Source organism: Mesorhizobium sp. M0701 (genome assembly GCF_040320365.1).
Lineage (GTDB): Bacteria > Pseudomonadota > Alphaproteobacteria > Rhizobiales > Rhizobiaceae > Mesorhizobium.
In genome coordinates, this window is the sequence record NZ_JAMYPO010000001.1 from 407,430 (window position 1) to 419,078 (window position 11,649).

12 protein-coding genes are annotated in these 11,649 nt (G+C 63.6%); 7 read left to right on the plus strand and 5 right to left on the minus strand.

All coding sequences use genetic code 11. The annotated features are described in order from the left end of the window. Positions 1 to 178: 178 nt before the first annotated feature. Positions 179 to 1,366, minus strand: a complete 1,188-nt coding sequence (locus tag NKI24_RS02015; protein WP_352448391.1) for a Gfo/Idh/MocA family protein — start codon at positions 1,364 to 1,366, stop codon at positions 179 to 181. Positions 1,367 to 1,522: 156 nt separating this feature from the next. Continuing rightward, a complete protein-coding gene (locus NKI24_RS02020; RefSeq protein WP_292661180.1) occupies positions 1,523 to 2,578 on the minus strand; it encodes a sugar phosphate isomerase/epimerase family protein in 1,056 nt (351 codons plus the stop codon). A gap of 392 nt (positions 2,579 to 2,970) precedes the next feature. On the opposite strand from NKI24_RS02020, the gene NKI24_RS02025 reads away from it, so the two are divergent. The 5 genes from NKI24_RS02025 to NKI24_RS02045 are packed head-to-tail and all read left to right on the plus strand — an operon-like array spanning position 2,971 to position 7,208. After that, positions 2,971 to 3,858 carry a sugar phosphate isomerase/epimerase family protein gene (locus NKI24_RS02025; protein WP_023675190.1) on the plus strand — a complete coding sequence of 296 codons (888 nt, stop codon included), beginning with the start codon at positions 2,971 to 2,973 and terminating at the stop codon, positions 3,856 to 3,858. A 54-nt stretch (positions 3,859 to 3,912) separates the two neighbouring features. Next, positions 3,913 to 5,082: a mandelate racemase/muconate lactonizing enzyme family protein gene (locus NKI24_RS02030; RefSeq protein ID WP_352743042.1), complete on the plus strand. Its 1,170-nt coding sequence runs from the start codon at positions 3,913 to 3,915 to the stop codon at positions 5,080 to 5,082. 1 nt (position 5,083) lies between these two features. Next, positions 5,084 to 5,800, plus strand: coding sequence for a FadR/GntR family transcriptional regulator (locus NKI24_RS02035; RefSeq protein WP_352448394.1), 717 nt, complete (start codon positions 5,084 to 5,086; stop codon positions 5,798 to 5,800). A 1-nt stretch (position 5,801) separates the two neighbouring features. After that, positions 5,802 to 6,782: a hydroxyacid dehydrogenase gene (locus NKI24_RS02040; RefSeq protein WP_352448395.1), complete on the plus strand. Its 981-nt coding sequence runs from the start codon at positions 5,802 to 5,804 to the stop codon at positions 6,780 to 6,782. A gap of 42 nt (positions 6,783 to 6,824) precedes the next feature. After that, positions 6,825 to 7,208 (plus strand): DUF6748 domain-containing protein, encoded by a 384-nt coding sequence (locus tag NKI24_RS02045; protein WP_023675186.1) that lies wholly within the window; start codon positions 6,825 to 6,827, stop codon positions 7,206 to 7,208. 14 nt (positions 7,209 to 7,222) lie between these two features. On the opposite strand, the gene NKI24_RS02050 is transcribed toward NKI24_RS02045, so the two are convergent. Then, entirely contained in the window at positions 7,223 to 8,518 is a 1,296-nt protein-coding gene (locus NKI24_RS02050) for an amidase (protein WP_352448397.1), read from the minus strand. A gap of 120 nt (positions 8,519 to 8,638) precedes the next feature. On the opposite strand from NKI24_RS02050, the gene NKI24_RS02055 reads away from it, so the two are divergent. After that, positions 8,639 to 8,986: a GFA family protein gene (locus NKI24_RS02055; RefSeq protein WP_023675184.1), complete on the plus strand. Its 348-nt coding sequence runs from the start codon at positions 8,639 to 8,641 to the stop codon at positions 8,984 to 8,986. On the opposite strand, the gene NKI24_RS02060 is transcribed toward NKI24_RS02055, so the two are convergent. Beyond that, entirely contained in the window at positions 8,983 to 10,206 is a 1,224-nt protein-coding gene (locus tag NKI24_RS02060; RefSeq protein WP_352448398.1) for an MFS transporter, read from the minus strand. The two genes, NKI24_RS02055 and NKI24_RS02060, sit on opposite strands and share 4 nt — an antisense overlap. 91 nt (positions 10,207 to 10,297) lie before the next feature. Between NKI24_RS02060 and NKI24_RS02065 the strand changes: the two genes are divergently transcribed. After that, a complete protein-coding gene (locus NKI24_RS02065; RefSeq protein ID WP_352448399.1) occupies positions 10,298 to 11,278 on the plus strand; it encodes an AraC family transcriptional regulator in 981 nt (326 codons plus the stop codon). Between the two features lie 12 nt (positions 11,279 to 11,290). On the opposite strand, the gene NKI24_RS02070 is transcribed toward NKI24_RS02065, so the two are convergent. Continuing rightward, complete coding sequence (locus NKI24_RS02070; RefSeq protein ID WP_352448400.1) at positions 11,291 to 11,572, minus strand: hypothetical protein; 282 nt, start codon at positions 11,570 to 11,572, stop codon at positions 11,291 to 11,293. Positions 11,573 to 11,649: the final 77 nt, after the last annotated feature.

Genomic DNA, 11,649 nt, shown 5'->3' on the forward strand with positions numbered 1-11,649 from the left:
CACAAGCCCCCTCATCCGGCCACTTCGCGGCCACCTTCTCCCCGCTGGGGACAAGATGCAGACGCCAACGCAGGCGATCTCCTCTCCCCTCGGGGAGAGATCGGAATGCCCCGAATTGCCCTTGCAATTCGGCTGGCAATCCGGGTGAGGGGGACTTCCCGTTAACCGGACGCAGTGATTAAAGTTTCGTCCATACTCCATTCTTCTTCGCCGATTTCACGCAGGCCTCGATGAAGGCCATGCCTTCGACGCCGTCTTGCACAGTTGGGAAAACGACATCCTTAGCCGGCTTGCCGCCCTTCCGGCGCGCCGCACGAATGGCCCGCGCGGCTTCCTGGTAGATGTTGGCGAAACCTTCGAGATAGCCTTCCGGATGGCCTGGTGGAACGCGGCTGACGCGCCCGGCAACGGGCAACGCTCCCGCGCCGTTTCGGGTGATCAACTGCTTCGGCTGGCCGAACGGCGTGTACCAGAGATAGTTCGGATCGGCCTGCACCCATTCGAGCCCGCCCTTCGAGCCGTAGATGCGCAATTTCAGGCCGTTCTCGTGGCCGGGCGCCACCTGGCTTGCCCAGATCATGCCCTTGGCGGGGTGCGACCCGCCGACCGGCTTGAAGCGCAGCAGCACATTGATGTTGTCGTCGAGCAGCCGCCCCGGTACGAACGCATCGAGATCGGCCGACAACGAATCGAGCTCCAGCCCGGAGACGAAACGGGCGAGGTTGTAGGCGTGCGTGCCGATATCGCCCAGCGCACCGCCGGCACCGGCCTGCTTGGGGTCTGAGCGCCACGCAGCCTGCTTCTGGCCGGTGGCGGCCAGATCTTCGGTCAGCCAGTCCTGCGGATATTCCGACTGCACGATGCGGACATCGCCGAGCTGTCCTTTGGCCACCATCTCGCGTGCCTGCCGCACCATCGGATAGGCGGTGTAGTTGTGCGTCAGCACAAAAACTTTGCCGGTCTTCTCGACCAGCGCGGCCAACCTCTTCGCCTCGGCCAGCGACGTCGCCAGCGGCTTGTCGCAGATGACATGGATGCCGGCCTCGAGAAAAGCCTTGGCTGCCGGCACGTGCACATTGTTCGGCGTGACGATGGCCACCGCCTCGATGCCGTCCGGCCGCTCGGCCTCGGCCTTGGCCATCTCGGCATAGGAGCCGTAGCTGCGCGCCGGATCGAGCCCAAGCTCGGCCGCCGAGGCCTTGGCGCGCTCCGGATTCGACGACAAGGCGCCGGCAACCAGCACGAACTCGTTATCAATGCGCGCCGCGATGCGATGCACCGCGCCGATAAAGGCGCCTTGTCCGCCGCCAACCATGCCGTAACGGATCGGACCGCCTCCCGTTTCCGTCTTCGATGCGCCAACCATGATTTTCTCCCTCGTCACTGAAATACCCCTCCGCTTGAGGGGAAGGTGGCCCGCAGGGCCGGGTGGGGTTGGTTCATGCCGAGCTCTACGCCCAGCGACCCCACCCCGATCCGCTGCGTGGATCGACCCTCCCCTCGAGGGGGAGGGATATCTGTGCTAGATCCCCATCATGCCGCGCAGCACCTTTTTATCGGTCGTGCCGCCGGCGAAGTCGTCGAATGCTTTTTCCGTCACCCTGATGATGTGGTGCTGGATGAAGGGAGCGCCTTCGGCAGCACCATCCTCCGGGTGCTTGAGGCAGCATTCCCATTCCAGCACCGCCCATGAATCGTAATTGTATTGGGTGAGCTTGGAGAAGATGCCGCCGAAATCCACCTGCCCGTCACCGAGCGAGCGGAAACGCCCGGCACGGTTGGTCCAGCTCTGGTAACCGGAATAGACACCTTGCCGCCCGGTCGGATTGAACTCGGCATCCTTGACGTGGAACGCCTTGATCCGCTCGTGGTAGATGTCGATGAATTCGAGATAATCGAGCTGCTGCAGCAGGAAGTGCGACGGGTCGTAGTTGATGTTGCAGCGCTTATGGCCGCCGACCGCATCGAGGAACATCTCGAATGTCGCGCCGTCGAACACGTCCTCGCCCGGATGGATTTCGTAGCCGACATCGACGCCGTTCTCGTCATAAACGTCGAGGATCGGCTTCCAGCGCTTGCCGAGTTCGGCAAACGCTTCCTCGATCAATCCCGCCGGCCGCTGCGGCCAGGGGTAGAGGTATGGGAAGGCCAACGCTCCGCAAAACGACACCGACGCCTTGAGCCCGAGATTCTTCGACGCCTTGGCGGCGAACTTCATCTGTTCGACCGCCCATTGCTGCCTGGCTTTTGGATTGTTGTGCACCGCAGCCGGCGCAAAGCCGTCGAACTGCGCGTCATAGGCGGGATGCACCGCCACCAGTTGCCCCTGCAGATGCGTCGACAGTTCGGTGATTTCGACGCCGGCATCGGCGCAGATGCCCTTCACCTCGTCGCAATAGGCCTTGGAGGAGGCTGCCTTCTCGAGATCGAACAATCGGGCGTCCCATGTTGGGATCTGCACGCCCTTGTAGCCCAGACCAGCCGCCCATTTGGTGATCGAGGCCAGCGAATTGAACGGCGCGGCATCGCCCGCAAACTGCGCCAGGAACAGACCAGGCCCCTTCATCGTCGTCGGCATCGGCATCTCCCTATGTTTCACGACCAAGCATAGCGCCGATTGAAAACAGGGCCAGCGTCTTTGGTCTCTTTGCACAGCGCGCTCAGCGCTGCTATTCTGGTATTACCAAATGCCGAAATCTGGTCAAGCCATTTGACGCGCTGCGACGGTCCTGCAACCATGCCGAGTTAGGCCACATGTTTAAGCATAATCAATGGTCTAGCTAGGAACCAACGCTTGATGACAGCAGTTCTTGCCGTCCAGATAAAATTACTGTAGACCTCCCATCAGGCCCAATTGGTCGAACCAGTTTGCCAAAAATGCTGGGACGCCTTGGGGAGGAATCATGCGACACGCTTCGGCAGAGTGCGCCGCAGGCGAACTGGTACAGACGATTCTGGGAAGGATAGACCATGCATCTTTCGACGCACAATTGGATGCGGGCGGAGCCGCTGGAAACGACGCTCAAGCGCATCAAGAAATTCGGCTACGAGTCGATCGAGATCTCCGGCGAACCCGAACAGTACAAGCCTAAGGAGACGCGCGCACTGTTGAACGAGTACGGCATTCGCTGCTGGGGAGCGGTGACGCTGATGCTGGGCGAGCGCAATCTCGCCGCCAAGGACCAGGGCCAACGCGAGCGCTCGGTGCAGTATGTCAAGGACGTGCTGACCATGGTCAGCGAACTTGATGGCGAGATCATCACGCTGGTTCCGGCCACCGTCGGCAAGGTGGTGCCGGACGGCACCGAGGAAGAGGAGTGGAAATGGGTGGTCGACGCCACCCGGGAATGCTTCACCCACGCCAAGAAGGTCGGCGTCAAGATCGCGGTCGAGCCGCTCAACCGCTTCGAGACCTATCTGTTCAACCGCGGCGCCCAGGCACTGGCGCTGGCCGATGCGGTCAGTCCCGAATGCGGCGTCTGCCTCGACGCCTACCACATCCACATGGAAGAATTTAACGTCTACGACGCCATCCGGCAGGTCGGCAAGCGCCTGTACGACTTCCATGTCGCCGACAACAACCGCTTCGCCGCCGGCCTCGGGCAGATCGACTGGCCAAAGATCGTCGGCACGCTGAAGGAGATCGGCTATGACGGCGCGCTGACCAATGAATTCGTCGCCCCCGTCGACCGCACGCCGGCTGCCCCCTATCCCGACATGGTCGAACGCAACCCCGTCGACATCTCGCCGGAGCAGTTGAAATTCATTCAGGACCACGGCTCCAGCGTGCTCACGGAGAAATTCTACACCGACCAGATGCGCATCAACGCGGAAACGCTGCTGCCGCTGATCAAGTAGCCGAGCCGTTTGGAAAAGCCCTTCCGCCTCACCGCGGCCGGGCCGAGGATGAACATGCGCATCAAGACGGTCCAAGCCTGGTGGGTCCGCATACCGATCGAAGCCGCGAAGCAGCACCGCAGCGACTTCGGTCAGGTAGCGACGTTCGACGCCGCCATCCTGCGCATCGAGACCGACGACGGGCTGGTCGGCTGGGGCGAGGGCAAGAATGCCGCCGGCAGCGCCGGCAGCTACGGCGCCCTTGTCCATTTGCTGAACTACGAGGTCGGCCCGCAGCTGGTCGGCCGCGACCCGGCTGACATCGGCGTCATATGGGAGATGCTCTATAATGGCACGCGCCACGACAGCGCCGCTCGCGCTGGCCACGCCATGCCGCAATTGGCACGACGCGGCATGAGCATCGCCGCTATCAGCGCCGTCGACATCGCATTGTGGGACATTCTTGGCAAATCGCTCGGCGTTCCGGTCTGGCGGCTGCTCGGCGGCCGCAAGCTGGACCGCATGCCGGCCTATGCTTCCGGCGGCTGGGCCACTGCGGAAGCCATCGGCGACCAGCTGCAGTCCTACATCACCAAGGGCGGTTTCAAGGCGCTGAAGATGCGCGTCGGCGCCATGGACGGCGCCCCACATATCTCGGCCGCTCGCGTCCGTGCCGCCAGACAGGCGCTCGGTCCCGATATCGACCTGATGGTCGACGCGCACGGCACCTACACGGTGGCCGAAGCCAAGCGCTTTATCCATCTCGCCGGCGACCTCGATCTCGCCTGGTTCGAGGAGCCGGTGATCGCCGACGACAAGCCCGGCATGGCCGAGGTGCGCGCCTGCGGTTCGATCCCGATCGCCACCGGCGAAAGCGAGGCGACGCGCTATGCCTTCCGCGACCTCGCCGTGCTCAAATCCGCCGATATATTCCAGCCGGATCCGGCCTTTTGCGGTGGCATCAGCGAGGCGATGAAGATCGGCACCATCGCCAGCGCCTTCAATCTGCGCTTTGCGCCGCATCTTTGGGCCGGCGCGCCCTGCTTCTTTGCCGGGCTGCATGTCTGCGCTGCTTCGCCGGCGAGCTTCACCGTCGAATATTCGCTCGGCGCCAACCCGATGATCCACGATCTGATCGAAGAGACTGTCGAAGCAAAGGACGGTGTGGTAGCGATCCCTGATAGACCCGGGCTGGGATTCACCATTTCGGAGCGGTTCCTGGAGGCGCACGCGCAACACGGCTGACATGAAAGAAAAGAACCTTCTCGCGGAACTCGCCGCCTATCTGTTCTCCCATTCGGACAAGGAGACGGGCCGCACGCCGTCGGAGCGCGAACTGGCAGAGCATTTCGGCGTCAGCCGCGGCCAGATCCGCGAGGCGCTGGCCATTCTCGAGGCCATGCGCATCGTCGAGCGACGGGCGAAATCCGGCATCTACATCGATACGAAGCAGGCGAGCGTCGAGGCGATGGCGCTGTTCGCCCGCGCCGGCCTGCCGCTCGATCCCGTCCAGATCTACGAGACGGTCGAGTTGCGCAAGATCCACGAGATCAAGGCCGCCGAACTTGCCTGTTCACGCGCCACCGAGGAGAATTTCGAGCGGCTGCGCGAGATCCTGAAGGCCTCCGAGGATCGCATCGCCGCCGGTGAAGGGCTTGCCCGGGAAGACCGCGAGTTCCACCTCGAGATCGTGCGGGCGACCAAGAACAGCGTCTTCCACAATATCTGCAGCGTCTACTACATGATGGGTGAACTGCGCCTGCCGATCTATTTCAACGATCCCGAACGCAGCGTGCGCTCCCATGCCGAGCATATCCAGATCTACGAGGCGCTGCTGCGCCGCGATGGCAATCTCGCCCAGGCGCTGATGAGCGCCCACCTGCAAGGCGCGGAAAGCTACTGGAAGGGGCTGATCGAGGGGCGTGGGGCGGAACCGGAAAGCCCTGCGCTCGAAAAGGCCTGAAATGCCCAAGATCCTGTCAACACACAGACTGCACCCTCGTGCCGCTTCCATGCTGACCGGGGCCGGCGAACTCGTCGTTGCTTCCGCCCTCGATGCGGCCACGCTGGCCGCCGAGGCGAGGAACGCCGATGTCATCATCGTTCGCGCTCCCTTGCCTGCGGCGCTTTTCGAAGGCGCGAAGAAGCTCAGGGCCGCGATCCGCCACGGCGCCGGGCTGGACATGGTACCGATGGAAGCGGCCAATGCGGCCGGCGTGCTGGTGGCGAATGTGCCGGGGGTGAACGCGCGATCTGTCGCCGAATATGTGATGTTCGCGGCGCTGGCGCTGCTTAGGCGCTTCCGTGTGTTGGACCGCGACTTGCGTGCGAAGGGCTGGCTGGCGGGCCGCGAACACACGGTGGTGGCCAGCGAGCTAGCGGGCAAGACGATCGGCATTGTCGGCCTCGGCGCGATCGGTCAGGCGGTTGGCCACATCGCCGCCCATGGGTTCGATCTGAATGTGGTGGCGACGACGCGCAGCATGCGGCCGGCGCCGGACAGGGTCGGCTTCCTGTCGATCGATGCACTCATCGAGCAGAGCGACATCATCGTTCTGTGCTGCCCGCTGACGCCCGAAACACGGGGGCTGATCAGCCGCGAGCGCATTGAGCGGATGAAGCCGGATGCGCTGCTGATCAATGTTTCGCGCGGGCCGGTGATCGATGACGACGCGCTGATCGAGGCCTTGCAGAAGGGCCGCATCGGCGGCGCTGCGCTCGATGTTTTTGCTACACAACCGCTACCGCCCAACCATCCTTATTTCGGCTTCGACAACGTCATCGTCACCCCGCACATGGCTGGGATTACCGAGCAGTCGATGATGCGCATGGGCGTCGGCGCGGCTGGCGAAGCCTTGCTGGTGCTGGCCAACAGATTGCCGGTCAATCTGCGCAACCCCGAAGTGGTCGAGCACTACCGGCGGCGGTTCCCTGCCGATTTCTGAAAGCGCCCCAATTTTCCCGAATTCGCCGGCGATGGTGCCAGCATGGCAAGCGTCACAAAATTCCTACTGACCGCCGGCTTCTGCGTGGCGACGGCGCAAGCCTTCGCCAACGGACAGGGTAGCTACGTGTTCTGCGACAACGGCATACGCTGCGTGGCGGCACCCTGTCCATCGAACAGCGCACTCGACCTCGCTGCTGGGAAGCTCATCAAAGGCGTTTCAATCGACATCGATCGCCTGCCGCAGCAAGACAAGGCGCTCGATCTTTCAGACAAGCTCTATGCCGGCAAGGTCGTTGTTGTCGGCTCGATCGAGAACCGCACCCGGACCTTCAACGGCAAGCGGTACACCCTGCCTTGGCTGGTCGCCACCAGCATCGAACGCGCCGCCAAGGACAGCGAACGCGGCCACTGCTCGTCGCGCTGACACGCGCTATCCGATCAATTTGCAAGCAGCCCCTCCACGCCGGCTGCGATGCGCAGTAGGTGGTGGTCATGGCCATTGCGCGCCACCAGCATCAGCCCGGCCGGACGCGTCATTCCCGGCATCGGCAGCGAGATGGCTGATAGATCGAACTGGTTGGCGACCTGCGTGTTGCGCAGCAGAAGGCCTTCCGTCCTGTTGCACAGAGCCTCGTCGCTGGTCATCGACACGATCGTCGGCGCCGTCACCGGTGTGGTCGGCAGGGCCAGCACGTCGACCGACGCCAGCCGGTCATCCATCGCGGCGGCCAGCGCCGTGCGGCGGCGCATTGCCCTGATATAGACCGTGGCCGGAATGGCGGCGGCGCGCGACAATGGCCCGCTTACCCGCGGGTCGACCGGCCTCGTCGCTCCCGTCGCCAGCCAGTCGGCATGGATCTCCGCCCCTTCCATCGCCGCGATCGACGCGCGTTGGGTTGCCACGCGCAGATCGGCAAGCAGGTCGTCGATCGACAGCTCCACAAGCCGTGCGCCGCTAAGCTCTATCTTGCGCAGACACCGGTCGAACGTCGTCGCGACCTCTTCCTGCGTATCATCGAACAGCACGCCGCGCGCAATACCGATGCGCAGGCCGTCCAGCGGCAGCGGCAACAGTGCCGCCAGGTTTTCGCCCGACATCACTGCATCGGCCGCCGCACATTCGGCGACGGTGCGGGCCAGCGGACCGATCGAGTCCAGCGTGGCTGACAGCGGAAACGCACCCGCAAGCGGCACGCGCCGCGCAGTCGGCTTGAAACCGACGACGCCATTCAGCGATGCCGGAATGCGCACCGAACCACCGGTATCGGAACCGATGGAGATTTCGCTGGTGCCTTCGCCCACCGAAACGCCGGCGCCTGAGGAGGAGCCGCCCGGAATACGGCTGGCATCGCTAGCATTGCCGGGCGTGCCATAATGTGGATTGACGCCGATCGCAGTAAAGGCGAACTCGGTCATGTTGGTCTTGCCGAGGATGATTGCGCCGGCCTGGCGCAACTGTTGCACGACAATGGCATCCCGCAGCGCCGGCGCTGCGTTGGCGAGCAGCAGAGAGCCCGCCGTGGTCGGCTCGCCGGCGACATCGAACAGATCCTTGATCGAGACGATCGCCCCATCGAGCGGCCCGAGCGTGACGCCGGCTTTTCGCCGCGCATCGGTGGCGTCCGCCGCCGCCCGTGCGGCTTCCGGGTAGAGCTTTACGAAAACCCTCTCATCGTCGACGCGAGCGGCAAGAGGCGAAAGAATTGCTTCGAGGTGATCGCGGGCTGATTGCATTTTTCGGTGTCGGACTCCGCGCGCTTGCAACGTCTTAAGGTAGTAGCCAGAAACTGGCCGCAGGAGACATAGCCCGGCACGGTCGGATTTGCACCTGTCGAACCGAAGGAGGAAGGCCCGATGCTCTACCAAGGCAGCTGCCACTGCGGCAAGGTCGCGTTCGAGGTCGAAGGCGAGCTGACCGGAGCCGTTCGGTGCAATTGCTCGATCTGCTCGCGCAAGGGTGCACTGCTATGGGCAGTTCCGCATGAGAGCATGCGGGTGCTTGCCTGGGGCGATGATCTCGGCCGCTACAGCTTCGGCAACCATGTCATCGCCCACCGCTTCTGCCGCAGCTGCGGCATTCACCCCTTCGCCGAGGATGTCGGCGAAGGGAGCGGGCGAAGTGCCTATATCAATATCAATTGCATCGAGGCGTTGGACGTCGCCGCCGTGCCGGTCTTCGACTTCGACGGCCGTTCCGTTTAGGCCTTGGGGTCGTCGATCGGCTTGGGGCCAAGGAAGAACGCCGCCAGTGCCGCAAGCAACGTCGCCGCCGCGCAATAGGCGAAGGCGGTGGCAACGCCGGTATTGTCGACCAGCAGGCCGCCGAAGACGGCGCCCAACGCGATGGCGACCTGGAACGTCATAACCATGAGCCCACCGGCGCTTTCCGCCTGATCGGGGGCGGCCCGCACCAGCCAGGTCTGCAGCCCGACTGGGACGGCGCCGAAGGCAAAGCCCCAGCTGGCCACTGCTATTGCAGCCACGACGGGTGAACCTCCGACCACCAGCAGCAGGAGCGCCGAAAACGCGATCAGCAGGGGCGCCAGGCTGACGGCTGCCTTGAGGCTGCGTTCGGCAATGAAGCCGCCGGCAAAATTGCCGAAGAAGCCACCAATGCCGTAGGCGAGCAGCACAAGCGAGATCGTCTCGATGTCCAGCGCGGGCACCTTCTCGAGAAACGGGCGGACATAGGTGAAGCCGGCAAAATGTCCCGAGGCGACCAGCAGCACCACCAGCAGCGCCACCCTGATCATCGGCCGCTTCATCACCTCCAGCAGCGTACGAAAACCTGCCGTACCTGCAGGCGGCAGCTTCGGGATGGTAGCCACCTGCACCAGCAGCGCCAGCGCACCAACCACGGCGGCGATCATGAACGCCGTCCGCCAGCCCCAGATGTCGCCGACATAGGCGCCGACCGGAGCCGCGCAGACCGTCGCCACCGAAACGCCGGTGAGAATGATCGACATGGCACGCGGCATCAGCCGCATCGGAACGAGCCGCATCGCCATGGCTGCCGACATCGACCAGAAGCCGCCAAGACTGATCCCGAGCATGATGCGGGCAATCAGAAGAACGGGAAGCGAGGACGCAAACGCGGCCACCAGGTTTGACAGCACAAGCAGCACCGTCAGCGCCCACATGACCAGCCTGCGGTCCAGCCGCTTGGTGACAATAGCCATGGTCGGCGCCGCAATCGCGCCAATGACGGCGGTGGCCGTTACCGCCTGCCCGGCGGCGCCTTCGGTGATGCCGAGATCCTGTGCAAGCGGCGTCAGCAGGCTGGCAGGCAGAAATTCCGCGGTCACCAGGCCAAAGACTCCGAGCGCCAGGGAGACCACCGCCCCCCATGCGGGCTCGGATCGTTCGCCGGTTTCCGATGGGTCGAGAACGGCGTCCATGACGCCTGTCGCGGGTTCGGTCATGAGGGATCTCCGATCTGGTTGCAGCGCAGCATTTGGCTGCAATGCAACATAGGGAGTGACTGTCTGGAGTTTCCATGCTAGAAACACCATTATGCTTGACCGTTCGTCCAAAATTCCAATCACCGGTGATCCGCTGACAGACATATTGCGCGGATTGCGCCTCGAAGGCGTCGATTACGGCCGTTGCGAGATGAAGGAACCCTGGGGCATCCATTTTCCGGCTCAGGCGGCGGCACGGTTTCATTTCATCGGCCGCCAAGGCTGCTGGTTGCTGCAGCCGTCCGGTGAATGGGTCGAGCTCAAGGCGGGCGACGCTGCCTTGTTGCCGCGCGGCTCAGCCCACACGCTGGCGAGCGAGCCGGGTATCGAGGCGGCGCCGATCCACGGCTATGATGTCGAGGAAATCTGCAAGGGTGTCTATTGCATGTCGAATGACGGCATGCCCGGCTGCCGTCCGGGGACCTTGCTGTTTTTCGGCAGCATGTATTTCAATCTCGATGGCTTGCACCCCTTGCTCGGCATGATGCCGGACGTGATGCGCGCACATGAGTTGGAGGCCTATGAGCCAGGTATCCCGCATTTGCTGGAAGCGATGGCCCGCGAGGTGACGATGGAGCGCGTCGGCTCTGGCGGCATCCTGGCGCGGCTGGCCGATGTGCTCGCCGCGACCGTCATCCGCTCATGGGTCGAGCGCGGCTGCGGCGACTCTTCCGGTTGGATTGCGGCGGTCAGGGACCGCGAGATCGGCCGGGTGCTGGCCGCGATCCATCTGGAACCGAACCGCGACTGGACGGTGGAGGCTCTGGCGAAGATGATGGGTGCCTCGCGATCAGGTTTCGCCGAGCGCTTCGCAACCATTGTCGGCGAAACACCGGCAAAGTACGTCACGCAGGTGCGGATGCACCAGGCGAGGCAATGGCTGGTCCGCGACCGGCTCAAGATTTCCGTCGTCGCGGCGCGCCTCGGCTACGAATCCGACGCCTCCTTCAGCCGCGCCTTCAAACGGGTCATCGGATCGCCGCCCAGCCATTTCCGGGCCGAGGAACAGGCGGAGATCCGCCAGGCCGGCTAAACGTTGGCCGGCTTATTGCTCGGTGATGCAGGCCGAGCCGGCGCTGCTCTTGCAATATTTGCCGGAGGCCCCGCACCTGCCATCCGAGACTTCCACGACGGTGCCGCTCAACAACAGCTTGCAGTCGCTGGTGGACAGATTGACCGTGCCGTTGAGGTCCTTGATCTTCTTGGCGTCGACCTTCGCGCCGGCGACAACTTTCTTGGCTGCCTGCGCCTCGCCCAGATGCGCCGCCGACAATCCCATACCGGCGACGAGCAGGATCGTCGCAAAACTGCGGAACAGATTTCCCATAGCCAACCCTCCATTTTGGGCCTCCAAATTGGGCTTGCAAAGCCCGTTTGGGACCAAAGGATCAGCCTATTCGACAA